General features: G+C 57.4%; 24 protein-coding genes, 1 tRNA gene and 2 pseudogenes. 7 read left to right on the forward strand and 20 right to left on the reverse strand.

Annotated elements, in window-relative coordinates:
- Nucleotides 1–3: 3 nt before the first annotated feature.
- Nucleotides 4–777: an ABC transporter ATP-binding protein gene (locus CKW19_RS13385; protein ID WP_007972784.1), complete on the reverse strand. Its 774-nt coding sequence runs from the start codon at nt 775–777 to the stop codon at nt 4–6.
- 564 nt (nt 778–1,341) lie between these two features.
- Here CKW19_RS13385 and gabP point away from each other — a divergent pair.
- Nucleotides 1,342–2,733 carry a GABA permease gene (gene gabP / locus CKW19_RS13390; protein ID WP_095058268.1) on the forward strand — a complete coding sequence of 464 codons (1,392 nt, stop codon included), beginning with the start codon at nt 1,342–1,344 and terminating at the stop codon, nt 2,731–2,733.
- A 77-nt stretch (nt 2,734–2,810) separates the two neighbouring features.
- Here the strand turns inward: gabP and vapC are convergent, their stop codons facing one another.
- The 6 genes and pseudogenes from vapC to CKW19_RS13420 all read right to left on the reverse strand — a co-directional run.
- Nucleotides 2,811–3,218 carry a tRNA(fMet)-specific endonuclease VapC gene (gene vapC / locus CKW19_RS13395; RefSeq protein ID WP_095058269.1) on the reverse strand — a complete coding sequence of 136 codons (408 nt, stop codon included), beginning with the start codon at nt 3,216–3,218 and terminating at the stop codon, nt 2,811–2,813.
- The gene (gene vapB, locus CKW19_RS13400) at nt 3,218–3,448 is read right to left on the reverse strand and encodes a type II toxin-antitoxin system VapB family antitoxin (RefSeq protein WP_095058270.1); all 231 of its coding nucleotides are present in this window, start codon (nt 3,446–3,448) and stop codon (nt 3,218–3,220) included. The genes vapC and vapB overlap by 1 nt, the downstream gene beginning before the upstream one ends.
- A gap of 171 nt (nt 3,449–3,619) precedes the next feature.
- Nucleotides 3,620–4,072, reverse strand: a complete 453-nt coding sequence (locus CKW19_RS13405) for a hypothetical protein (RefSeq protein ID WP_095058271.1) — start codon at nt 4,070–4,072, stop codon at nt 3,620–3,622.
- A gap of 6 nt (nt 4,073–4,078) precedes the next feature.
- Nucleotides 4,079–4,495, reverse strand: a complete 417-nt coding sequence (locus CKW19_RS13410; RefSeq protein WP_095058272.1) for a hypothetical protein — start codon at nt 4,493–4,495, stop codon at nt 4,079–4,081.
- Between the two features lie 13 nt (nt 4,496–4,508).
- A complete protein-coding gene (locus tag CKW19_RS13415) occupies nt 4,509–5,498 on the reverse strand; it encodes an alpha/beta fold hydrolase (RefSeq protein ID WP_095058273.1) in 990 nt (329 codons plus the stop codon).
- Nucleotides 5,499–5,612: 114 nt separating this feature from the next.
- Nucleotides 5,613–5,813, reverse strand: a pseudogene (locus CKW19_RS13420) (DUF1016 domain-containing protein); the annotation flags it as partial.
- 260 nt (nt 5,814–6,073) lie between these two features.
- Between CKW19_RS13420 and CKW19_RS13425 the strand changes: the two are divergent.
- Nucleotides 6,074–6,523 (forward strand): hypothetical protein, encoded by a 450-nt coding sequence (locus CKW19_RS13425; RefSeq protein WP_095058274.1) that lies wholly within the window; start codon nt 6,074–6,076, stop codon nt 6,521–6,523.
- 47 nt (nt 6,524–6,570) lie between these two features.
- Here the strand turns inward: CKW19_RS13425 and CKW19_RS13430 are convergent, their stop codons facing one another.
- The 13 genes and pseudogenes from CKW19_RS13430 to CKW19_RS13485 all read right to left on the reverse strand — a co-directional run bounded on the left by CKW19_RS13430 (nt 6,571) and on the right by CKW19_RS13485 (nt 17,678).
- A complete protein-coding gene (locus tag CKW19_RS13430; RefSeq protein ID WP_095058275.1) occupies nt 6,571–7,362 on the reverse strand; it encodes a TSUP family transporter in 792 nt (263 codons plus the stop codon).
- Between the two features lie 268 nt (nt 7,363–7,630).
- On the reverse strand, nt 7,631–8,140 hold the full coding sequence (locus CKW19_RS13435) for a hypothetical protein (protein WP_256580335.1): 510 nt from the start codon (nt 8,138–8,140) through the stop codon (nt 7,631–7,633).
- Nucleotides 8,141–8,562: 422 nt separating this feature from the next.
- Entirely contained in the window at nt 8,563–8,763 is a 201-nt protein-coding gene (locus CKW19_RS28440; protein ID WP_143500359.1) for a hypothetical protein, read from the reverse strand.
- A gap of 15 nt (nt 8,764–8,778) precedes the next feature.
- Nucleotides 8,779–10,200: an amino acid permease gene (locus tag CKW19_RS13440; RefSeq protein WP_095058276.1), complete on the reverse strand. Its 1,422-nt coding sequence runs from the start codon at nt 10,198–10,200 to the stop codon at nt 8,779–8,781.
- A gap of 331 nt (nt 10,201–10,531) precedes the next feature.
- On the reverse strand, nt 10,532–10,849 hold the full coding sequence (locus CKW19_RS13445; RefSeq protein ID WP_095058277.1) for an ASCH domain-containing protein: 318 nt from the start codon (nt 10,847–10,849) through the stop codon (nt 10,532–10,534).
- Nucleotides 10,850–10,922: 73 nt separating this feature from the next.
- Nucleotides 10,923–11,429: an AAA family ATPase gene (locus CKW19_RS13450; RefSeq protein ID WP_095058278.1), complete on the reverse strand. Its 507-nt coding sequence runs from the start codon at nt 11,427–11,429 to the stop codon at nt 10,923–10,925.
- 22 nt (nt 11,430–11,451) lie between these two features.
- Nucleotides 11,452–12,000: pseudogene (locus CKW19_RS13455) on the reverse strand (IS66 family transposase); the annotation flags it as partial.
- Nucleotides 12,001–12,227: 227 nt separating this feature from the next.
- Nucleotides 12,228–13,316 carry a hypothetical protein gene (locus CKW19_RS13460; protein WP_095058279.1) on the reverse strand — a complete coding sequence of 363 codons (1,089 nt, stop codon included), beginning with the start codon at nt 13,314–13,316 and terminating at the stop codon, nt 12,228–12,230.
- A 132-nt stretch (nt 13,317–13,448) separates the two neighbouring features.
- A tRNA-Phe gene (locus CKW19_RS13465) sits at nt 13,449–13,524 on the reverse strand.
- 103 nt (nt 13,525–13,627) lie between these two features.
- Nucleotides 13,628–13,900, reverse strand: a complete 273-nt coding sequence (locus CKW19_RS13470; protein ID WP_007989188.1) for an oxidative damage protection protein — start codon at nt 13,898–13,900, stop codon at nt 13,628–13,630.
- Nucleotides 13,897–14,964 (reverse strand): A/G-specific adenine glycosylase, encoded by a 1,068-nt coding sequence (gene mutY / locus CKW19_RS13475; RefSeq protein WP_095058280.1) that lies wholly within the window; start codon nt 14,962–14,964, stop codon nt 13,897–13,899. Before mutY ends, CKW19_RS13470 begins: the two co-directional genes overlap by 4 nt.
- Nucleotides 14,961–17,195 (reverse strand): AsmA family protein, encoded by a 2,235-nt coding sequence (locus CKW19_RS13480; RefSeq protein WP_095058281.1) that lies wholly within the window; start codon nt 17,193–17,195, stop codon nt 14,961–14,963. Before CKW19_RS13480 ends, mutY begins: the two co-directional genes overlap by 4 nt.
- 78 nt (nt 17,196–17,273) lie before the next feature.
- Nucleotides 17,274–17,678 (reverse strand): acetyl-CoA sensor PanZ family protein, encoded by a 405-nt coding sequence (locus CKW19_RS13485; RefSeq protein WP_095058282.1) that lies wholly within the window; start codon nt 17,676–17,678, stop codon nt 17,274–17,276.
- A gap of 323 nt (nt 17,679–18,001) precedes the next feature.
- On the opposite strand from CKW19_RS13485, the gene CKW19_RS13490 reads away from it, so the two are divergent.
- From CKW19_RS13490 to hisA, 5 genes are all read left to right on the forward strand, one after another.
- The gene (locus CKW19_RS13490; protein ID WP_095058283.1) at nt 18,002–19,666 is read left to right on the forward strand and encodes an OFA family MFS transporter; all 1,665 of its coding nucleotides are present in this window, start codon (nt 18,002–18,004) and stop codon (nt 19,664–19,666) included.
- 220 nt (nt 19,667–19,886) lie between these two features.
- Entirely contained in the window at nt 19,887–20,480 is a 594-nt protein-coding gene (hisB, locus tag CKW19_RS13495; RefSeq protein WP_003218037.1) for an imidazoleglycerol-phosphate dehydratase HisB, read from the forward strand.
- Nucleotides 20,480–21,118 (forward strand): imidazole glycerol phosphate synthase subunit HisH, encoded by a 639-nt coding sequence (gene hisH, locus CKW19_RS13500; protein WP_095058284.1) that lies wholly within the window; start codon nt 20,480–20,482, stop codon nt 21,116–21,118. The genes hisB and hisH overlap by 1 nt, the downstream gene beginning before the upstream one ends.
- A complete protein-coding gene (locus CKW19_RS13505; RefSeq protein WP_095058285.1) occupies nt 21,119–21,376 on the forward strand; it encodes a DUF2164 domain-containing protein in 258 nt (85 codons plus the stop codon). It abuts the gene before it with no gap.
- A gap of 42 nt (nt 21,377–21,418) precedes the next feature.
- On the forward strand, nt 21,419–22,168 hold the full coding sequence (gene hisA / locus CKW19_RS13510; RefSeq protein WP_095058286.1) for a 1-(5-phosphoribosyl)-5-[(5-phosphoribosylamino)methylideneamino]imidazole-4-carboxamide isomerase: 750 nt from the start codon (nt 21,419–21,421) through the stop codon (nt 22,166–22,168).
- The last annotated feature ends 52 nt before the right edge of the window (nt 22,169–22,220 follow it).

Raw genomic sequence — 22,220 nt, forward strand, 5'->3', positions numbered from 1 at the left:
CCGTTAGCGGTTGCTGGACATGAATTGTTTGCAGCGCGCCGAAAGCGGGTTTTCAAACACCTGCTGTGGCGATCCTTGCTCTTCTACCAGGCCTTGGTGAAGGAACACCACTTCGCTGGAGACCTGACGGGCGAAGCCCATTTCGTGGGTCACGAGCAGCATGGTGCGGCCTTCTTCGGCCAGTGCGCGGATGACATTAAGTACTTCCTGGACCATTTCCGGGTCAAGCGCGGAGGTGGGCTCGTCGAACAGAATGACCTTGGGCTGCATGGCCAGCGTGCGGGCGATGGCCGCGCGTTGTTGCTGGCCACCGGACAATTGCGCCGGGTAGGCGTGGCGCTTGTCGGCGATGCCGACCTTGGCCAGCAGGGCTTCGGCGACTTCGATGGCTTCGGCCTTGCTCTGGCCCAGCACGCGGCGCGGCGCCTCGATGATGTTGTCGAGCACGCTCATGTGCGGCCACAGGTTAAAGTTTTGAAACACAAAACCGATTTCGCTGCGCAGGCGATTGATCTGCTTGCCGTCGGCGGCAACCAGTTCGCCGTTCTTTGCGGCTTTGAGCTTGAGTTCTTCACCGGCCACCAGGATCTGACCCTGGTGCGGGTTTTCCAGCAGGTTGATGCAACGCAGGAACGTGGACTTGCCGGAACCGGAAGAACCCAGGATCGAGATCACGTCGCCGTCGCGGGCGGTCAGCGAGATACCTTTGAGCACCTCAAGCGAACCGTAGCGTTTATGCAAGTTGCGGATTTCAAGCGCGGGCGTGGCCTCAGCCATGTGCGTTCCTCATATATGTTGCGCTCCTGCTGTTGGCTGGCCTTCCTGGCGAGGCGGCCAACCTAGCATAGCGTTTCAATGGCAGCCAACAGCGCTACGGACAGTAAATGGCTGGTGTGTGGCAGGTTGTCGCATCGGCGCAGCAGACTGTCGCCCCATCAACAACCGAACAGCCGTTTGAACCTTGTCTATCGATAAAAAGCGCGGTGGCTGCCGCAAAAAAAGGCGCGATGTTGCCAGCTTTGACAAGGTGTTGGAAGCGCTATCCGGCCAAATGTACCGCTCGTGCACTTTTAATGTGCGCGAAGCCATTTTCAGGTGTGTTTCCGGTGCGCTGATTCACCACACAAAGTGGGTGGCAGGGTAACGTTCTGGCAAAGTGCCATTAAATTCAATGGCTTGCGATGACTGTCCGGTCTTGTTGGAATCGCCGGGTTAGAAGGATTTGAAATATTTTGGCGTAATTATTGCGTGCAGAATCCGGAACGCCCCGTTGGTTTCTTTTTACGAGAAGGATCGCTAAACGGGATGCATGCATTCGCTTCTCCTTACAAAGGTAGTTTTATGAGCAGTACCCAAAGCTCTAATGGCCTCGAACAGGGGCTCAAACCGCGCCACGTGACCATGCTGTCGATTGCCGGGGTTATCGGCGCCGGCCTGTTCGTCGGCTCGGGTCACGCCATCGCTGCGGCAGGTCCGGCTGTTCTGTTGGCTTACGCCGCCGCCGGTATGTTGGTGGTATTGGTGATGCGCATGCTCGGCGAAATGGCCGTTGCTTCGCCGGACACCGGTTCCTTTTCGACATACGCCGACCGCTCGATCGGTCACTGGGCCGGTTTCACCATCGGCTGGCTCTACTGGTGGTTCTGGGTCCTGGTGATCCCGCTGGAGGCCAACGCCGCCGCGACCATCCTGCATGCCTGGTTCCCGGGTGTGGACATCTGGGCCTTCGCCCTGGTCATCACGATGCTGCTGACCGTGACCAACCTCTTCAGCGTGAAAAACTACGGTGAGTTCGAGTTCTGGTTCGCCCTGCTCAAGGTCGTGGCGATCATTGGTTTCATTGTGCTCGGCGTGCTGGCGATCTTCGGCTTTCTGCCGAACAGTCAGGTCAGCGGCGTTTCGCACCTGTTCGACACCCAAGGCTTCCTGCCGAACGGCATGGGCGCAGTGTTGGGCGCGATCCTGACCACCATGTTCTCCTTCATGGGCACCGAGATCGTGACCATTGCGGCCGCGGAATCGAAAGACCCAGGCAAGCAAATTTCCAAGGCCACCAACTCGGTGATCTGGCGGATCGGCTTGTTCTACCTCGTATCGATCTTCATCGTTGTGGCCCTGGTGCCATGGAACGACCCGATTCTGGCCAGCGTTGGTTCCTACCAGACCGTGCTTGACCGCATGGGCATCCCGAACGCCAAGATGATCGTCGACATTGTGGTTCTGGTTGCTGTGACCAGCTGCCTGAACTCGGCGCTCTACACCTCGTCGCGCATGATGTTCTCCCTGGGCAAACGCGGCGATGCGCCGGCGATGTCCACGCGCACCAACAAAAGTGGCACACCTTACTGGGCAGTGATGTTGTCCACTGGCGCAGCGTTCCTGGCGACCTTCGCCAACTACGTGGCCCCGGCGGCAGTGTTCGAGTTCCTGCTGGCCAGTTCCGGCGCCATTGCACTACTGGTGTACCTGGTGATTGCGATTTCGCAACTGCGCATGCGCAAGCAGCGTATGGCGCGTGGTGAGAAAATCGCCTTCAGCATGTGGCTGTTCCCGGGCCTGACCTACGCGGTGATCTTCTTCATCGTCGCGGCCCTGACCATCATGCTGTTCCAGGATGCCCATCGCGTGGAAATCCTCGCGACCGGTCTGCTGAGTCTTCTGGTCGTCGCTGCCGGCTTGCTGGTATCACGCCGTCGCAAACTGGAAAAGCGTGGCGCGGTCGTGCTGAACTGATTCGCACCGCGTAACGCAAAACGGCCGCCGCCAGTGATGACGAGCGGCCGTTTTTATATCTGTCGATTACTCCATTTTCATTCGACATGAACCCAGTCTTCTACACGTAACCCCGGAGCGCGTGCGAACTCGCGCAGGTTGTTGGTGACTACGATCAGCCCCCGTGAGCGTGCGTGTCCGGCAATCATTTGGTCGTACGGGCCTATCGGTGTGCCCACTTTTGCCAGCTCGCACCGAATCATTCCGGTATGCGCTGCTGCTTCGTTGTCGAAGGGCAGGACTTCAAGACGAGCGGCGAAACCCTCAACGACCGCCAGGTTTTTTTCGGGGGCTGCCGATTTTTCCGCACCGTAGATCAACTCCATCAGCGTTACCGCGCTGATGCACAGCTGATCGTGATGCCGGTTGAACGCCTCCCGTACCACCTGTGGTTTGTTCTTGATGGTGAAGATGCAGATGTTGGTATCGAGCATGTATTTGATCATCAGAACGACTCGCGCTCCTGTTCAGCGGGTTGCTCACGTTCCGCCATGAAGTCGGCGGTGGCGCTTTCGCCGTCGAACCAGCTGTCCCAGGTTTCATCAGCGGGGGTGATGATGCGGGTTCGGCCAATGGCGACGACGTTGACTCGTTTGACGTCGCTTGGCATGGCCACGGCTTTTGGCAGGCGGACGGCCTGGCTTCGGTTGCTCATGAAAAGGGTTGTCTGTTCCATTTTGACCTCCTGCGCTTTTGCTGGCGCGATGAGTCAAAGGATAGGTTTTGCAATGGATATGTCAATGGGATATACGCGATGCCTGATGAAAGGAAGGCGCCCGATTCAAAAGCCAAAAAAACGGCCGCCGTCAGTGATGACAAGCGGCCGTTTTTGTTTGCGCGGCGGCGGTTACTCGGCTTTTTCTTCCGGACCGTCCAGCGTTTGGCGGTACACATCCAGCGCATCGCTGAAGTCGGTGATGAACTGCGGTTCGCTCAACCAGGCCTGGGCAGCTTCGCGGTCCATGCCGTCGGCCCACATGCGGTAGTCGATCAGCATGTCGGCGGCCAGATGCGTGGCGGCCATGCCTTCGTCGTCGGCGTTTTCCATGTCCAGCAGTTCTGGATGGTCGATGATGATAAAGGCGAGATCAGTCAGCAATGTCGAGAGCATTTCGCGGCGGCTGACGGCTTCGGCGTCGCGCATTTTGCTGAACATCGCCAGGGTGTATTCCGGGATTGGCTCGGCGAGGTGGCCAAGGTCATCGTCCATCTCGGCGGGTTTACGGCCGTGGATATTGATCTGCTTGGCTTTGGCTTTTGCACGCTTGGCGCGTTTCTGTTGCTTGTTCAGGGAGGCCATGGGAACTCAGTTCGGTTTCGGTTGGGTTTGCGCGGCGATGGCGTCGGACGCTGCCACGTAGTCGGCCTGGAAGGCCGGTGATTCGATCCACGCCAGGGCGCCGGCCTCGTCGGTTTCGGTCGACCATTGGCGGTACTCGATCAACGCGGCCAGGATGAAGTCCATCGCGCCTTCTTCGCCTTCCTGCTCGTACACCAGCTCTAGCAGCGGGTCTTCGAGGAAGGCTGTGCACAGCGCTTGCTGGCTGATCTTCTCGGCGTCGATCATTTTCTTGAACAGTTCGGTCAGGTCCACCGACTCGAAGTCGATGCGGTCATCGTTCGGGTCCAGCTCGACCGGCGCAGCGGCCCGCTGGGTGCGGTTCTGCTTGGCTTTGGCCTTGGCGCGGGAGGCGCGTTTTTGCTGCTTGTTGGCGGAGGCCATGGCGTTTGTTCCGTTATGCGTTAATGGGGTCGCTGCGCGGTACTCGCCGCCCGGGGGTATCGGGGGCCAGCTCTCCGTTTTGCAGCCAGTGCAGTGCGATGGGCCATAGTGTGGCTTGGTATGCGCTGCGAAAAAAGGCGAAATGTCCGACTTCTTCTTCGCCGATGTCTTCAGGGGCGATGCGCAAGTGGGTGTTCAAGCTGCCGGTGGAGTAGCGGAGCAGGCGCTCGATGGCCGGGATCGTGCCGTAGGGATCGTCGCTGACGCTGATGGCGAGCGTTTTGGCCGTTACGGCAGCGAAGGGCAGGCGACCGACGGTTGCGTGGAGCGAGCGGCCGCTGGGGCGCTTCTCGTATCGATCAGTCGGCGTACTCCAGTCGCGGACGACGCCAGCCGGTGTGTCTTCCAGCCAGCCGAGGCGCTTGCCGGGGAAGTAGCCGCAGACCATTGTCAGCAGCGGCATCACCACATGCCATTTGCCGAACATCCGCCAGCGATGGGCCGGTGCGTAGTCGCGCCAGTAGGCGAATTGCGCGCCGACGGTCACCAGGCGACGGATCAGATGCCCGGACGCTCCCAGCCCCGCTGCACAGCCGCCAAAGCTGTGACCGACCACATCGACAGGCTGGCCCGGAAATTCACGCTGCGTGCGCTTGAGCATCGCCTCGAAATCCAGCGCTCCCCAATCGCTCCAGGAAGCCTCAAGCCCTTTGAGTGATTCCGGACGCGATTCGCCGATGCCTCGGTAGTCATAGGTGATGACGTTGAAGCCATTGGCGAACAGATAGTCGGCAAAGCGTGAGTAATGACGGCAACGGACCGAGGTGGCGGCGTTGATGATGACGACCGGGCGGGCGATGTCTTGAACGGCGTGCTGCCAGGTGAAGCCGCCAAGGATGAAGCCATCGGGGGCTGTTTCCTTGAACGGTTTGCCAGGTGCGGGAGCCTCCAGCGACAACTTGATTTGAGTGGGGGCCAGTGGAGGCGTGTCCTGCAAATTCATCGGTGTCAGACCTTTGCGGGTAGTTGCCAACCATAGTCTTGATGTCGTTGATGAACAATCCACTCATCTCAACGCGGTTTTTTGGCGAGTCAATCGCTCTTCAAATGCCGCTCGTTCGCGATCCAGCTCGCTGCGGAGTTCTTCCTTTTGCTCAAATTCAACGATGTACCGACCCATCTGCCAACAGGTTTGCACCTGAACGGTATCCACCGCCCGAAGTACCTTCTGACGTGCCTGACGGATCAATTCGCCTAGGTTACCCAGCAGCGATACGAGTTTTGGGTCTTGAGTGTCATTGGGTGTGAGGTCAGTCATGAGGTCTTCCGCAGCAGCCTGAGAGGCGCATGAGAATGACAAGTGAACACCACTCAAAGATGCCGGGCGTTACTGAGAAACAGGCAGGAAACGCCGGGTGCGCTGGCAGGACGTATCTGATGACGGGCGAGGTCTGAGGAACAAAAGGCGTAGTACGTTTCGTACTCACCCCAAGACCCAATCAATCTGAAACCCCTCCCGCCGACAGGAAATCCAAAGAATGTAACGATTGGGTTCAACAGAACCCGGGAGTCGCCATCATGAAAACCACCCATTCATTCATGTTGTCCCTCGCCGCCGTCAGCGTTCTGCTGTTTCCTGCCATATCGCCCGCCGCGAGCCTTGAGCCCGTCGACAGCTCTGGCGTACAGGTTCAGCGGCAGGAGCAAAACGGCATCACCTACCTGTCCGGCGGTATCGGTGAGGATGAGGCAAAGGCTATCCAGCAGACGTCTGGTTATAACCTGCACATGACGTTCTCTGTCGGAACGGGCAATGAATACACGCCAGACGTGAATGTCGTCATTCAGAAAGCCCCGGGGGAAACCGTGCTGACGCTTAACAAAGCGGGCCCGCTGGTTTACGTCAAATTGCCTGCCGGTAAGTACACCGTCATCGCGACGCGCAACGGGGAGTCACGGCAAGACATTGCCGATGTCGGCAGCGGTACACCCCGTAACCTGGTTTTTCACTGGAATGATGCGAGTTAACGAGACGCTCAACGCCATGGACCCTGAATCTTGCGATTCAGGGTTTTTCATAATAAGGCCAATGTCTGGATGACCGCGATGCGTAAGGGATTGGTTTCTACGCTCAGCAGTTTGATGGCCAAGGCGCAGCAGACCACGATCAACATGGGTTTGATCAGCCGTGGTCCAACCCGGACCGCAGCTCGAGCACCCAATTGGGCGCCGAGGAAGGCCGCCAAAGCCATGGCGATGGCTACCGGCCAGATAATCACACCTTTGGTGATGAAAACCGACAGAGAACCGAGGTTGCATGAAGCGTTGGCCAGCTTGGTAAAACTCATGGCCCGCATCATGCCCAAGCCGCAGAGCAGTACAAATCCGACGATAAAGAAAGCGCCCACGCCGGGACCAAATATACCGTCGTAAAAACCCAGGATCGGCGCAACAGTGAACGAAAAAAGCAGAATGCCGATTCTCTTGCGTCGATCTTCATTGGCCAGCTTTGGAGACAGCGCAAAATAGATGGCCACCAGAATCAGCATGATGGGCACGCAGACTTCCAGATAGCGCTTATCAACAGAGCTGACCAGCAAGGCCCCGCTGGCTCCGCCAATGAAACCGCAAATAACCAGGAATCGGCCCTCGCGCCACTCGATCATTCCTTTGCGAGCAAAGGTTGCGGTTGCCGAAATGGTTGCCGAGGCGGCCTGAAACTTGTTCGTTGCAATAGCACTGATGGGGTCTACCCCGGCCAAAAACAGTGCTGGCAGAGTAATCAACCCGCCGCCACCTGCTATTGCATCAAAGAAGCCAGCGCAAAACGCGACGAGCGCCAACATGCCAATAACGTCCCAAGACATCTCACCCTCTCTTTTTTAATTATTAGCCAGTCATCCATTTGTCTGGCCATTCAATGGATTGAATCTGTGTCAGGCGTCAGGCGTCAGCCCTGAAGTCGCAACGGGTCGTCTGTTATTACGATGGGACAAGAAAACTTCGAGAGTCCGAAGATGCGGACCAGAACGCGCCTGTTGTCTTTGATCCGGTCACGACAGTGCAGAGCCCGGACGTTATTGATGACCATTGCCGACTCTTGCGTCAGGGTGTGCTCGACTGGAGTTGCTTCACCTATGCACTGGCACAAGGCGGCGAAGGCTGTTTTGGCACTTTGATAAGTCCGCCGCCCTTGAAATTCGCCACCAGCCGAACCAGTTTTCCTTCATTGTCCATGTCGTAGGCAAAGGCGCTGTTGTCCACCAGTTTCAACAAGATCTGATTACGCGCGGCCAGGCAAAGGACGTCGTATCGATTCTCCAGGGATGTCAGGGCGGGCAATTCATTGGGGGGGCTGACATCGGTGATTTTTTGCAGCCCCTCAAAGATCAACACGCAAACAAGGCCATCGGAGTAGGTGCCCAGCAGTTCGCATTGGTCTTTCGAGAAAGAGAGCTTCAACTCAATGGCTGCCAAAGAGGCTTTCGAGTCGGCTCCTGGGGCCTGCGGCCCGCCGATCGCGGCCAGTCCTTCGGCGAGCGTGTGAAGCAATGTTGACTGCCGCTTATCAAAATTTAGAGTCCTGATCTCTTGCCCAGAGAAAAGCTCAGTGGTTTCTACCTCTGGTTTGATGACGTTAGTCATTGGCGACATCCCTGTTGAGTCTCTGCTGCCGGGTATGCGGCAGCTCCTCCTGCGATTCTGCACAAACTGTAAGTCGGCGTATGTCATCCCTTTCCGTTAAGGCGTTGGGAGCGTTCTGACAGACAAAAGACAAGCAGAAATAACTGATATCCAATGCCTGAAGGCATTTCTGGACTCAGCCTGGGATGGGGGGATTTTGTCGCTTCGATGATGCCTGGGGGAGTGCCTCGTCAAATCGCAGGCATAAAAAACCCTGAATCTTGCGATTCAGGGTTTTCGGTATTTGGTGCCAGAGACAAAATCGAACCATTGGCTACAGGCTGCGCATGTACTGAGTTGTATGTTGAGTGGGGACAAGGCTGGGCACAACTGAGGGCGCGACTGAGGAAAAAGGTTCTTCCTGACGTGCCGCTCATGTCGGCTCAAGTTTGACCAGGTGGGTTTTTAACAAGTGCAGCCATGTTGAAAGACCAAGCTTGATCTAAAAACAGTATTGGTTTGCAGTTCACAACTGCACGCCCTAGACCGACAAAGCCCAGGGCGTTGAAAATACCAAAAACCAATATTCCGTGAATCGTATTGCTGCTCCGCTTAAGTGCAGCAAACGGAATGGGCTTTTGCATTTCAGGCACTACGACTTAAGAAACCGAACGCGCCACACCTTGCGTTGAATTGGTCGGTTGCAGCTTGAATACGTAGAACAACACCGTCAGCAGCACCAGGAACGCAGGCCCCACATACAGCGCCACGCGGGTGTCCGGGAAGTACGCCATCAGGCCGACCACCAGCACCAGGAATGCCAGCGCCAGGTAGGAGCTGACCGGGTACAGCCACATGCGGTATTTCAGACCGGCACGTTCGCTGGCACTCAGGCCTTTGCGAAATTTCAACTGGGCCAGCAGGATCATCGCCCAAGTCCAGATCGCGCCGAAGGTGGCAATCGCCGTCACCCAGACGAAGACTTTTTCCGGCACCAGGTAATTGAGCAGCACACCCAGCAGCAAGGCGCCAATCGACAGCAGCAACGCACGACGCGGTACGCCGTTGTTCGAAGTCTTGGCGAAACCGGCCGGGGCCTGGCCGTTCTGCGCCAGGCTGTACAGCATGCGCCCGGTGCTGAAGATGCCGCCGTTGCACGACGACAATGCCGCGGTGATCACCACGAAGTTGATGATACCGGCCGCGGTCTTGATGCCCAGTCGCTCGAAGGTCATCACGAACGGACTGCCCTGGGTGCCGATTTCATTCCACGGATAGATCGACAGGATTACGAACAGCGCGCCGACGTAGAACAGCAGGATTCGCCAGAACACCGAGCCAATCGCATCGGGAATGGTTTTCTGCGGGTTCTTCGCTTCACCGGCGGTCAGGCCGATCATCTCGACGCCCAGGTAAGCGAACATCACCATTTGCAGGGACATCAGCACGCCTTGCACGCCGTTGGGCATGAAGCCGCCGTGGGTCCACAGGTTGGAAATGCCCAACGCCACACCGTCGTTGCCGAAACCGAAGGCAATGACGCCGATGCCGCCGAACACCATGGCAACGATGGTGACGATCTTGATCAGGGCGAACCAGAACTCGAACTCACCGAAGGCCTTGACCGCGATCAGGTTGATCGAGCCCATGCTGATCAGTGCCGCCAGGGCCCAGATCCAGCGCGGCACATCAGGGAACCAGACGCCCATGTACACCGCCACCGCGGTGATTTCCGCAACGCAGGTCACCAGCCACAGAAACCAGTAGTTCCAGCCAGTCAGGAAGCCCGCCAATGGGCCGAGGTAGTCTTGGGCGTAACGGCTGAACGAGCCGGCGACCGGGTTGTGCACGGCCATTTCGCCGAGGGCGCGCATGATCACCAGGATCGCCAGACCGCCGATGATGTAGGACAGCATGATGGCCGGACCGGCCATTTCGATGGCCTTGGCCGAACCGAGGAACAGGCCGACGCCGATACAGGCACCGAGGGCCATCAAGCGAATATGCCGTTCGCCGAGTTCGCGTTTGAGCGGGCCGCCCTGAGTGGTATCGCCATGGGGTAAGTGATTGCCTACGGGCATAAGGGGCACCTCATCTTGTTATTGGATATGACCACCGAGCGTCGAAGCGCCGACCCATAAGCCAGTTGCTTCGCGTAACCGGGCCTGCGTTGTGGGCAAGCCCGTTCTGTAGGACAAAGCCTGCAGACCAGCGGGATATGCAGTATAAAAAGCTTATGCCAGTCGTTTTCACTATATAGCCAACAAAATACAGCCATAACTACCTGAAAATTTCCAAATAATGGACTGATTCTGTTTGGTTAAGTATTTTCGACTATATCCATGAACGGTCGGAAAATCCGAAGCCCTCAGATAAGGACTACGTATTTTTTTGTATCCATACACCAGTCCGCTACTGCTGAGGACAGCGGTTCTGACCGCAGCCCCGAAAAAATAAATGGGCTCGCCTGCCGTCGTTGCACTTGGCCATGGCCGTTCGTGTGAATCGCCCCGGATTTTCTAGACACCTTGCAAGCTCATTGCGCACCGCTTTCACGCGTACGATTGCGACAGCAATACCGTCACCATCGATATGGAGAAATCGCCCGTTTTCAACAATCAGGAGATCCTCGGAAGGATCTAAGTTTGGATGCCAATGACGAACTTCGAGGGTTTTCTCCCCAGAAGCGATTCGAGCGCCGCTGGGCCGTACAATTGATAAGGCTTTGATGGTTCTCTCCTAAAGGGTAGCGTCCGTAAGCGTCTGCTAATTACACCTTGCGACCTTGGGCCTTTAGCTGGCGCTACTCCTTGGATAAAAATCGTTCGGTGATCATCGCCACCGCCACCGCCGGAGACGTCAGGGCTGTGTCTATCTTAAACGGAGCGCTTTCCCACGCCTCGTATTCATGATCCAGTACAGACTGCCAGGTTGGTGGAGTCAGCCCAGGAATATCAATCTTTCTGGTTTCTACCCGGCGCTGGTGTTCATGTTTATCAGAGCAGATCACTTGGATGTTCACTAATGGAGCACCAGAGCGTGTGGCGATATCGCTCCACGCCTTTCGGCTTTCGATTACTGGGTTAACACAGTCAACTATGACCGTGCTGCCAAAACGAAGATTGCTTAGAGCAAGCTCATTGGCGACCATGTACCCGCTCCGCCCTACGTCTTGTGCAAGAGCACCGGAGTCTCGAATAGCCTGCTCAATCGTATCGATCCGCAGATACACGGCACTTGTTCTGGTGGCAAGGTCACTTGCGATAGTCGTTTTTCCGGTACCTGGAAGGCCGCTGAAGACAATGAGCATTCTATGTCCTTAGGTTAGTGAGTTAACCCAGTTTAGGTGGCTGCCAGTTATGCGGCAGCAACTGATCGATTTCACTCGCCCGCTGTGTTGGCAGCCGCGTGAGAACATCCTTCAAAAAAGCATACGGATCATGCCCATTCAACCGCGCAGACTGGATCAAACTCATGATCGCCGCTGCCCGTTTGCCGCTGCGTAGCGACCCTGCGAAGAGCCAGTTCTTGCGTCCAAGAGCCCAGGGGCGGATCTGGTTCTCGGCCCAATTGTTGTCAATGGGTACGGCCCCGTCATCGAGGTAGCGCGACAGCTCTGCCCAGCGTTTCAGGCTGTAATCCAACGCTCTGCTGATAGCCGAGCCTTCGGGCACAAGATCACGCTGGGCGATCATCCAGGCATGCAGCCTATCCATCACTGGTAAGGCTTTTTCTTGCCGTATTCGACGCCGTAAATCCGGTTCAAGGTCGCGGCCTTCGCTCTCGATTTCGTACAGCAACTGGATATAACGCAGGGCCTGCTCGGCGAGCAGGCTCTTGTTGGTGGCGTGCAAGTCGAAGAACTTGCGTCGCGCATGACTTGGCCGGACGGATACGCTGAACAAGCAATACAGCACGGTTTTGGGCCAGCGGGCGACGCTGTTCTATTCACCGACTTACGGACCGGCGTATCTGTATGACTACCAGGGGCGTGGGCGGACTTATATGTTGGGTTGGTCGGTGGCTTACTGAGCCTTCTCGACGGCTAACGTAAAAACCGGCATACCTATTAAGGGTGCCGGTTTTTTGTGGGGGGGTGGTAAATAAATCAGCCTGTTTTTTTCGAGTTGTCTGGTTCTGTGAGTTTTATGGAAATAATGCCGTCCTTGGGTACTTTGACTTTGATTTTTTTGTCTGCGGATGTCCATTCAATAAAGTAAATTCCACCCATTGACCAAGTGATATGAGCATTGTCCAATGCGCAGTCGGTTTTTACGCCATAACTTGGTATTTCTTTGTATCTAGCACAGGTAGCATCGTTAAACAGTACTTGCTCGGCCTTATAGTTTCCAATGCCCAGTTGCTTAACGACATTGCCAGGCAGCACGTTCATGGTGTTAGTCACCAAGAGCAGAAAAAAAGCAAGAGGAGGGGTCATCAGCAGCAGGAATCGTTGGTCCCTTCTGCCGAGCGCAGTCAGGAACGTCAATAAAAGCAAAGTCACCACGAAGGAGAGAATCATAAAAGGGTATTGACCCAGCATCGCGGTGATTTCAGGAAACGCGTGATCTACTGTCAAGGTGGACAGGAGCGCCACAATGTTACAAACGGAAAAGGCGAGGAAGGCTGTGAAAGTGAATCTCAACCAACTCCAGGAGGGAAGTTCGTAGTTTTGTTGTAGCAGTCCACCAAATATAAGGCCGACTACGATTGGTGCCAAAATCAAACTGATGGTGTGTGCAATGTCGTCATCAAAAAAATAAATAGATGATATGAGGGATAAGTTGCAAATCAGTGCAGGCAGCACAAAGTAGATATTGATTAGCCTGTGATCAAGTTTTTCTTTGGGGTTAAGATTGTTGATTCGGTATTCAAGCTCGTCACGGACTTGTTTTTCACTGAAAAACATTTCAGACCAAATCCACGCGGGAGCGGCAAATCCAAGCCCCACTACAACAAGCACCGAACCGCCGAGAACGGCAGCTGCGGCTAATAGAGACAAGAAGCTGAACAGGTCGAAGTCGGGGTAGAAGTTGTGTTGGCAAAAATAAACCAGAAAGATCAAGAAGCCAAACGCCAGAGAGGCGGTCTGGAATAATTTCCAATTGTGTTTTGCTACAAAGCCTAGAGCCAAGTCCAGCTCTTGAAATTGAGTGTTGCCTGATTTTTTTTCTTGCTTGGTTTCAGGGGCGTTCATCGGTGCATCCTTGCTCATGATTCATCGAGAATTGGGAGTGAAGCACTGGGTCGGCACGTAGGCCTCCTTGGCTTCCGATTTATCGCAGGCATAAAAAAACCCTGAATCTTGCGATTCAGGGTTTTCGGTATTTGGTGCCCAGAGACGGAATCGAACCGCCGACACGGGGATTTTCAATCCCCTGCTCTACCGACTGAGCTATCTGGGCAACGGGGCGCATTAAACGGGTTTTTCAGGGGGTCGTCAAGCAAGTTTTCAAAAAAATTTTAATTATTACCGTCGCTTACGTGCCGCCCCCCGATAAATCGGGGTTATTCCGACGGCGGCACGTAGCCTTCGGCCTTGGCGTAATCCTCGCCGGAGAAGTACTTGTCCATTTCTCCCTGAAGATATTTGCGATCTTCGGCGTTCATCATGTTCAGGCGTTTTTCGTTGATCAGCAGGGTCTGGTGTTTTTGCCAGTCGGCCCAGGCCTTTTGCGAGACGTGATCAAAAATGTCCTGGCCTTTGGCGCCCGGGAACGGAGCGCGCTCCAGGCCTGGCAGTTCTTCTTTGTACTTGCGGCACATGATGGTGCGGGTCATGACGACTCTCCTGCGTTCAATACGGCGGCCGCGCGTTCGAGCAAGGTTTTGACCGGGGCGGCAAGGCCCAGGCGCGGCGGGGTGGCGAGGTTATACCAGAGCCAGTCGGCCTCGGCCACGTGATGGCCGGACTCCTGGACCTGAACCAGCCAGGGTTCGATGGATAACTGGAAATGGCTGAAGGTGTGCACCAGGTTTGGCAGCGCCTGTTGTGCGCCCAGTTCCAGCGAGTGCTGCGACGCCAGATGTTGCAGGTCGTCGAGGTCGTCGAGTTCCGGCAAGCTCCAGAGACCGCCCCACAGGCCCGTGGAAGGGCGACGATAAAGCAGGATCGCACCTTCACCGTTGGCGAGCATCGGCATCAACGTGCGCTTCTGTGGGATGGCTTTGCGCGGCTTGGGGATCGGGTAGCGGGTTTCCAGGCCGAGCATGTGCGCTTCACAGCCCTTTTCCAGCGGGCAGAGCAGGCAACTCGGTTTGCTGCGGGTGCAAAGCGTAGCGCCCAAATCCATCATCGCCTGGGTGTAGGCGTTGACCCGATCATGCGGCGTAAAGCGCTCAGCGTTGGCCCAGAGCTGTTTGGCGACCTTCGGCTCGCCGGGGTAGCCCTCCTGCGCGGTAAAGCGCGCCAGCACGCGTTTGACGTTGCCGTCGAGGATCGGCGCGCGCAGGCCCATGCTGATGCTGGCGATGGCGCCAGCGGTGGACAGGCCGATCCCCGGCAAATCAGTGAGTTTTTCCACATCCCGAGGAAATTCGCCGCCGTACTGTTCGACGACGATCTTCGCGGTCTTCTGCAAATTGCGCGCACGGGTGTAGTAACCCAGGCCCGTCCACAAGTGCAGCACTTCGTCTTCCGGTGCCGCTGCCAGGGCTTCGACCGTCGGCAACGAGGCCATGAAACGGTCAAAGTAGTTCAGCACGGTGCTGACCTGGGTCTGCTGCAACATGATTTCCGAGACCCATACCCGATACGGGTTGATGTCCTGCTGCCAGGGCAAATCGTGCCGGCCATGGCGGTCGAACCAGTCCAGCACCGCCGTTGAAAACTGCTCGGCTCTCATTGCTTGAACAGCCCCTTGAGCGCGTCTTTGAGTTTCGGGTCGACCTTGTCGCCCCATTTCTCGTCGATTTTTTCGCTGATTCTGTCGCCAGCCAGTTTGCCCGCGACCTGGCCCATGCGGTCGTTATCCAGGCGGCAAGCCTTGGCACCCAGCTCCAGCGGGCCGCGGCAGCGCAGTGGCCACTCGATAGCGGCAAACTTCTCGTTGACCTGGCAAGCCGGGTCCGGCATGTCGCTCTTGTCGCCTTCGACGACAATGCCGACGCGGTAATCCATACCCAGGACTCTCAAGTCGATGTCGCCATTGCCGTTGACGGTCATGCCCGGGATGCGCACTTTCAGATCCGGGTTGCTGGCCACGCCATTACGGAACGTCAGGTTACCCTTGAGCTCCTGGAACGGTGTGTCCTTGCCGCGAGGCTCGCCGCTGAGGGATTTGCGGTTGAGCGTGGCGATGCCTTTGCACAGCTGTTGTTCGAGGTTGGCATTGAGCAGCACGCCGTTGTTGATGACGAAGCTGGTGGTGCCGTTGAGGGTTTCGATCAGCGCTTTCTGGCTGTTGCCGTTGCCGGTCAGGTTGCTGTTGAGCGTGACCAGGCCTTTGACCGGCGGATTCTTGCCCTGGCTTTCGAGGATTTTCTCTGCCGGGACGCGGCTGATCTTCGTCAGCAGGTTCAGCGCCGGTACAGGCTGGCGCAGATCGAGGGTGCCAGCGGCGTTGAAGTTGCCTTCGTACAGGTTGCCGCTCAGGTTCACCAGGGTCAGCAGACCACCCTGGCCGGTGGCCTTGAGCGCGGCGTTTTGAATCGGCAGGTTTTCCAGGGTCAACAGGCCGAAGCTCAGGTCGGCGTCCACATCGAGTTTGCTCAGGCGCTCCACCGGCAACAGGCGTTCGTTGCTCCAGGCCTCTTTGGTCGGCGATGGCGGCAGCGGGGTGCTGCCGGCGCCCGCCATGGCATCGGCTTCGGTACTTGCGACTTCGGCTTGGCGCACTTGCTTGGCGCTGTTGGCCTCAGCAGATTTCGGCGGCAGGTAACGGTCAACGTTGAAGGTGTCTGCCTTGAGGTTGGCGCGCAGTGATTGCTTGGCGAAGTCTTCGACGGCGATGCGGCCGCTGAAGCTGCTGTCATCGAGTTTCAGGTTGATGTTGTCGAATGCCACGCTGGTCGGCGTGCCCGTCAGGCGAGTGACCAGCTCGACTTTACTCAGGCTGCCTTCGGCCATGGCCGGGAGTTTCTGGCCGATGCTGTCGACGAATTTCGCCAGGTCGAATTGGGCAATCGAAAGGCCGCCGTTGATCTGCGGGGTCTTGTCGAGGTCGTTGACCTTCAGTTCACCCAGTGCCCGCAACTGGTTCGCGGAAATTTTGATACCGGTCCACTCGGCGACATTGGCAGCCTTGTCCAGCAGCAGCTGGCCCTGAGCGGCGAAGGTCATGGTTTTGCCTTGCAGCGGGTCGCCTGCGACTTCGCCGGACAGTTTCATGTCTTCGAATTTGTAGCGCTGCAAGGCGCGCTCGAAGCGCAGCTCGCCATTGAGCTCGGTGCGCACGCGCAAGACGGGTTGATTGGTGCCCAGGAATGCAGTGAGTTTGACCGGAATGTTGGTGGAATCATGTACTGCGCCGGTGCTCAGCTGGATGCTTTCGGCGTTGAATTGCTTGCCGGTTTTTTCGTCGTTGTACTCGACGCGGGCGTTGTTGACGGTGAGGCTGTCGATGTCCAGTCGCATCGGCTGCGACGGTTTTTCCGCTTGGACGGTCGTGTCCGGGGCAGACTCACCGGCGTTCGCCGCAGGCGCGGTGGTGGCGTCGGCAGTGGTCGGGACAGGCTTCTTGCCCACGTCTTCCCAGTTGCCGTGGCCGTCCTTGTCGCGGTTCAGGCGCAGGTTCAGGCCTTCGACGCGTACGTCGCTCATTTGCACTTCACGGCGCAGCAGCGGCAGTACGCGCACCGACAGACCGAGCATTTGCAGGTCGGCGAACGGTTCGGCCGGTTTGATCAGGGTCGCGACACTGGCGTCGTGCAATTCCAGGCCCAGCCACGGGAACAGGCTCCAGCCGATATCGCCATTGAGCGTCAGCTCGATGTGGGCCTTGTCGCGGGCAATCTGGCGAATCTCGTCTTTGTAGTCGTTGGGATCGAAGAGGTGGGTCAGGGCAAAGCCCAGTGCCACAATGATCAGCAACAGCCCGAGAAGTACCAGACCCAGGATTTTGCCGAACGCTTTCATGGGCGAGTCCTTGTAGTTAGTCGAATTCGAAATTTAGCCGGGGAGTATAGCGCCCCGGAACGGACGACCGGTCAGCGATCAATCGGTCAATACCTGCAGGGGCACATTCAGTTTGGTCGCCAGCGCCTGAGCCTCCAAATGCCCGGCAGGTGCCAACAGACACAATGTCGCGCCCGATTGCGCAGCCGTATTCCGGGCTTCAGCCACCAGGCGTTCGGCGACCCCGCGGCGACGGGTAATTTTTCGTACGCAAATTTGGGACAAGTACCAAACGTCTTGGTGCCGTTGCAAACGAGCGGCTCCGAGCAGGCGATCATTGAAGCGGCCGGCGATCAGCGAGCCGTCTCGCAAACAGTCTTCGATCAATTGCGCATCCCCGGAAAACGGGGCGAACAGCCATTCGGGAGCGTCGCGGTAAATTTTTTGCAGATCCTGCAGGTCCTGGTCAGTGGCCTGGTTTAGCGGCTCGACAATGATCGGCATGGGGACTCCTGTGCAGTTGGAGGGTGCCATTTTCTGTAGGCGCTGCCGAAGGCTGCGATCTTTGAAGATCAAAAGATCGCAGCCTTCGGCAGCGCCTACAGGGGAGGCGTTCACATAATGATGAGATCAGTCGACGTACGAATCGTGATGTCAGTTTGGTTTTTCTGTCAGCTGCAAATGGTAACCTTCGCCCGTTCGTCCGTCCTTCTGCGAGTTGTAGTCGCACAACAAATGTTTCACTCAAAAAAACGGTCATGCCTGCGTGCATAAAGGCCCGGGGTGAACAGTGGCTGGCGAACCATACTAATAATTGGGGATTCACAATGACCACGAGTATCACGGCGGACGGCTTCAATGCCGAGCAGCCTGCGTTCTTGTCCAAAGAGCGCATTATCGCCAGGCCCGGTTTCAACCGCTGGCTGGTGCCACCGGCCGCGCTGGCCATTCACCTTTGTATCGGCATGGCCTACGGTTTTTCGGTGTTCTGGTTGCCGCTGTCCAAGGCGCTGGGCGTCACCACACCGGTCGCCTGCGCGCCGGACATGAGCTTTATCGCACAAGTGTTTTCGTCTCAGTGTGACTGGCCGATCTCGATGCTCGGCTGGATCTACACCCTGTTCTTCATCTTCCTCGGCTGCTCGGCCGCGATCTGGGGCGGCTGGCTGGAACATGCCGGGCCACGCAAGGCTGGCGTTGTATCGGCCTTGTGCTGGTGCGGTGGCCTGCTGATTTCGGCGCTGGGGGTGTATACCCACCAGATCTGGCTGATGTGGATCGGCTCCGGGGTCATTGGCGGTATCGGCCTGGGCCTGGGTTACATCTCGCCGGTGTCGACCTTGATCAAGTGGTTCCCGGACAAGCGCGGCATGGCAACTGGCATGGCGATCATGGGCTTCGGCGGTGGCGCGATGGTCGGTGCGCCGTTGGCTGCAGCGCTGATGGGCCACTTCGCTTCGCCAACCAGCGTCGGTGTGTGGCAGAGCTTTTTGGTGATGGCCGCGATTTACTTCGTGTTCATGATCGGTGGCGCGTTGTCCTACCGCGTTCCGCCAACCGGCTGGAAGCCTGAAGGCTGGACCGCTCCGGCGAAAAAAGCCTCGAACGCCATGATCACTCACCGTCACGTACACGTGAACGTAGCGTGGAAAACGCCGCAATTTCGTCTGGTGTGGCTGGTGCTGTGCCTGAACGTATCGGCCGGTATCGGCATCCTGGGCATGGCGTCGCCGCTGTTGCAGGAAGTGTTCGCAGGCAAATTGCTGGGCAATGACCTGACCTTCGGTCAACTGGACGCCTCGCAACTGGCTTCGATTGCCGCCATCGCTGCCGGTTTCACTGGTTTGCTGAGCCTGTTCAACATCGGTGGGCGCTTCTTCTGGGCTTCGTTTTCGGACTACCTGGGCCGTAAAAACACTTACTTCGTGTTCTTCGCTCTGGGCTTTGCCTTGTACGGACTGATTCCGAACCTGGGTCACCTGGGCAGCATCGCGCTGTTCGTGGCGGCGTTTTGCATCATTCTGTCGATGTATGGCGGTGGTTTCGCGACGGTTCCAGCGTATCTGGCCGACCTGTTCGGTACGCAAATGGTCGGCGCGATTCACGGTCGTCTGCTGACGGCGTGGGCTGCTGCTGGCGTATTGGGTCCGGTGTTGGTGAACTATCTGCGTGAGTATCAGCTGAGTATCGGCGTCGAGCGCGCGGCAGCGTACGACATCACGCTGTACATCCTCGCCGGCCTGCTGGTGCTGGGTTTCCTGTGCAACCTGCTGGTGCGTCCGGTGGCGGACAAGTACTTCATGACCGACGCTGAACTGGCTGCCGAACAGGCGCTGGGCCACGACAAAGGCGCGGACAGCAGCACGTCGCTGGAGTGGAAAGCGGCGCCGGGCACCAAGCCGTTGGCGATTGCCGCGTGGTTGGTAGTGGGTATTCCGTTGGCGTGGGGTGTTTGGGTGACCTTGCAGAAGACGGCAGTGCTGTTCCACTAACGCCCAGATTCTGTAGGAGCCGGCTTGCTGGCGATCAATGCGGCGCGGTGTGTCAGGCACACCGCCATCGCTGGCAAGCCAGCTCCTACATGTCATGACAGGTATAGCTCCAGGGTTGATGAGTTCACTCCGTCAGCCATATCACCTCCCATGTTTCTGTTTCGCGCCCGCGCCCCTATAATGGCTGCCTTTTTCGCCCAATGATTTTGCGGAGCTGGTGATGGCCGAACGTAAGGCGTCTGTCGAGCGCGACACTCTGGAAACCCAGATCAAAGCCTCGATCAACCTCGATGGCACCGGAAAGGCCCGATTCGATATCGGTGTTCCTTTTCTTGAGCACATGCTGGACCAGATCGCCCGTCACGGGTTGATCGACCTGGATATTGTCAGCAAGGGCGACCTGCATATCGATGATCACCACACCGTGGAAGACGTCGGTATCACCCTCGGCCAGGCGTTTGCCAAAGCCATCGGCGACAAGAAAGGCATCCGTCGCTACGGCCACGCCTACGTGCCGCTCGATGAAGCGCTGTCGCGCGTGGTGATCGACTTCTCCGGTCGCCCAGGCCTGCAAATGCACGTGCCGTACACCCGCGCCACTGTGGGCGGCTTCGACGTTGACCTGTTCCAGGAATTCTTCCAGGGCTTCGTCAACCACGCGCTGGTCAGCTTGCACATCGACAACCTGCGTGGCACCAACACCCACCACCAGATTGAAACCGTGTTCAAGGCTTTCGGTCGCGCCCTGCGCATGGCCGTCGAGCTCGATGACCGCATGGCCGGGCAAATGCCGTCGACCAAAGGCGTTCTGTAATGCAGACAGTCGCGGTTATCGATTACGGCATGGGTAACCTGCACTCGGTGGCCAAGGCCCTCGAGCACGTCGGTGCCGGCAAGGTTCTGATCACCAGCGATGCCAACGTGATTCGCGAAGCCGACCGGGTGGTTTTCCCCGGCGTTGGCGCGATTCGCGATTGCATGGCGGAGATCCGTCGCCTCGGTTTCGATTCGCTGGTACGTGAAGTCAGCCAGGACCGGCCGTTCCTCGGCATCTGCGTCGGCATGCAAGCCTTGCTCGACACCAGCGAAGAGAATGATGGCGTTGACTGCATCGGCCTGTTCCCGGGCCAGGTGAAGTTCTTCGGCAAGGACCTGCATGAAGACGGCGAACACCTGAAAGTCCCGCACATGGGCTGGAACCAGGTGAAGCAGAAGGTCAGCCACCCGCTGTGGCACGACATTCCGGACATGGCGCGTTTCTACTTCGTGCACAGCTACTACATCGCCGCCACTAATGCGCGGCAGGTGGTCGGTGGCGGTCATTACGGTGTCGATTTTGCTGCGGCGCTGGCCGAAGGCTCGCGTTTCGCCGTGCAGTTCCACCCGGAGAAAAGCCATACCCATGGCCTGCAATTGCTGCAGAACTTCGCTGCGTGGGACGGTCGCTGGTAAATGGCAGTCAAGAAGAAGCCCCCGATCCTGACCCTCACTCCCGAACAGGAGAACGAGGCCAATCACAAGATCAAGCGTTTCATGGAGGACCGCTTCGAACTTGACCTCGGTTCGTTCGAGGCGGGGGAGATTCTTGAGCTGTTTACCCGCGAAATTGCTCCGCACTACTACAACAGGGCGATTTTCGATGTGCAGGCGCACCTCAAAGAGAGGTTCGAAAGCATCGAAAGCGACCTGTGGGCGCTCGAGAAAAACTGATTTCCGAGCCAAGCTGATCATTCAAATTTGAAGGTTTGCCAGATGCTGATTATTCCCGCTATCGATCTTAAAGACGGTGCCTGTGTTCGTCTGCGCCAGGGCCGTATGGAAGATTCCACAGTGTTCTCCGATGACCCGGTGAGCATGGCTGCCAAGTGGGTGGAGGGCGGTTGCCGTCGTCTGCATCTGGTCGACCTGAACGGCGCCTTCGAAGGCCAGCCAGTCAACGGCGAAGTTGTCACCGCGATTGCCAAGCGCTACCCGAACCTGCCGATCCAGATCGGCGGTGGTATCCGCTCCCTGGAAACCATCGAGCACTACGTGAAAGCGGGCGTGAGCTACGTCATCATCGGCACCAAAGCCGTGAAAGACCCGGCTTTCGTCGCCGAAGCCTGCCGCGCTTTCCCGGGCAAAATCATCGTGGGTCTGGATGCCAAGGACGGGTTCGTCGCCACTGACGGCTGGGCTGAAATCAGCACCGTTCAGGTGATCGATCTGGCCAAGCAGTTTGAAGCTGACGGCGTGTCTTCGATCGTTTACACCGACATCGCCAAAGACGGCATGATGCAGGGCTGCAACGTACCGTTCACCGCCGCGCTGGCGGCTGCCACGAAGATCCCGGTGATCGCTTCCGGTGGCATCCACAACCTCGGTGACATCAAGTCGCTGCTCGACGCCAAGGCGCCAGGCATCATCGGTGCGATCACAGGCCGCGCGATTTATGAGGGCACTCTGGATGTTGCTGAGGCTCAAGCTTTTTGTGATGGCTACGCGGCCAGCTCCAAGCTGTAAGCTGCAAGTTAAAAGCGCGACCGCGATCCGCTCTTACTTGCAGCTTATAGCT

Origin of the sequence: Pseudomonas sp. Irchel s3f7 (assembly GCF_900187615.1) — a bacterium.
Taxonomy (GTDB): domain Bacteria; phylum Pseudomonadota; class Gammaproteobacteria; order Pseudomonadales; family Pseudomonadaceae; genus Aquipseudomonas.

Excerpts from the sequence above, each read along its gene's own strand:
- CKW19_RS13385 (WP_007972784.1), bottom strand. The coding sequence starts at position 777 with ATGGCTGAGGCCACGCCCGCGCTTGAAATCCGCAACTTGCATAAACGC.
- gabP (WP_095058268.1), top strand. The coding sequence starts at position 1,342 with ATGAGCAGTACCCAAAGCTCTAATGGCCTCGAACAGGGGCTCAAACCG.
- vapC (WP_095058269.1), bottom strand. The coding sequence starts at position 3,218 with ATGATCAAATACATGCTCGATACCAACATCTGCATCTTCACCATCAAG.
- vapB (WP_095058270.1), bottom strand. The coding sequence starts at position 3,448 with ATGGAACAGACAACCCTTTTCATGAGCAACCGAAGCCAGGCCGTCCGC.
- CKW19_RS13405 (WP_095058271.1), bottom strand. The coding sequence starts at position 4,072 with ATGGCCTCCCTGAACAAGCAACAGAAACGCGCCAAGCGTGCAAAAGCC.
- CKW19_RS13410 (WP_095058272.1), bottom strand. The coding sequence starts at position 4,495 with ATGGCCTCCGCCAACAAGCAGCAAAAACGCGCCTCCCGCGCCAAGGCC.
- CKW19_RS13415 (WP_095058273.1), bottom strand. The coding sequence starts at position 5,498 with ATGAATTTGCAGGACACGCCTCCACTGGCCCCCACTCAAATCAAGTTG.
- CKW19_RS13425 (WP_095058274.1), top strand. The coding sequence starts at position 6,074 with ATGAAAACCACCCATTCATTCATGTTGTCCCTCGCCGCCGTCAGCGTT.
- CKW19_RS13430 (WP_095058275.1), bottom strand. The coding sequence starts at position 7,362 with ATGTCTTGGGACGTTATTGGCATGTTGGCGCTCGTCGCGTTTTGCGCT.
- CKW19_RS13435 (WP_256580335.1), bottom strand. The coding sequence starts at position 8,140 with ATGACTAACGTCATCAAACCAGAGGTAGAAACCACTGAGCTTTTCTCT.
- CKW19_RS28440 (WP_143500359.1), bottom strand. The coding sequence starts at position 8,763 with ATGCAAAAGCCCATTCCGTTTGCTGCACTTAAGCGGAGCAGCAATACG.
- CKW19_RS13440 (WP_095058276.1), bottom strand. The coding sequence starts at position 10,200 with ATGCCCGTAGGCAATCACTTACCCCATGGCGATACCACTCAGGGCGGC.
- CKW19_RS13450 (WP_095058278.1), bottom strand. The coding sequence starts at position 11,429 with ATGCTCATTGTCTTCAGCGGCCTTCCAGGTACCGGAAAAACGACTATC.
- CKW19_RS13460 (WP_095058279.1), bottom strand. The coding sequence starts at position 13,316 with ATGAACGCCCCTGAAACCAAGCAAGAAAAAAAATCAGGCAACACTCAA.
- CKW19_RS13470 (WP_007989188.1), bottom strand. The coding sequence starts at position 13,900 with ATGACCCGCACCATCATGTGCCGCAAGTACAAAGAAGAACTGCCAGGC.
- mutY (WP_095058280.1), bottom strand. The coding sequence starts at position 14,964 with ATGAGAGCCGAGCAGTTTTCAACGGCGGTGCTGGACTGGTTCGACCGC.
- CKW19_RS13480 (WP_095058281.1), bottom strand. The coding sequence starts at position 17,195 with ATGAAAGCGTTCGGCAAAATCCTGGGTCTGGTACTTCTCGGGCTGTTG.
- CKW19_RS13485 (WP_095058282.1), bottom strand. The coding sequence starts at position 17,678 with ATGCCGATCATTGTCGAGCCGCTAAACCAGGCCACTGACCAGGACCTG.
- CKW19_RS13490 (WP_095058283.1), top strand. The coding sequence starts at position 18,002 with ATGACCACGAGTATCACGGCGGACGGCTTCAATGCCGAGCAGCCTGCG.
- hisB (WP_003218037.1), top strand. The coding sequence starts at position 19,887 with ATGGCCGAACGTAAGGCGTCTGTCGAGCGCGACACTCTGGAAACCCAG.
- hisH (WP_095058284.1), top strand. The coding sequence starts at position 20,480 with ATGCAGACAGTCGCGGTTATCGATTACGGCATGGGTAACCTGCACTCG.
- CKW19_RS13505 (WP_095058285.1), top strand. The coding sequence starts at position 21,119 with ATGGCAGTCAAGAAGAAGCCCCCGATCCTGACCCTCACTCCCGAACAG.
- hisA (WP_095058286.1), top strand. The coding sequence starts at position 21,419 with ATGCTGATTATTCCCGCTATCGATCTTAAAGACGGTGCCTGTGTTCGT.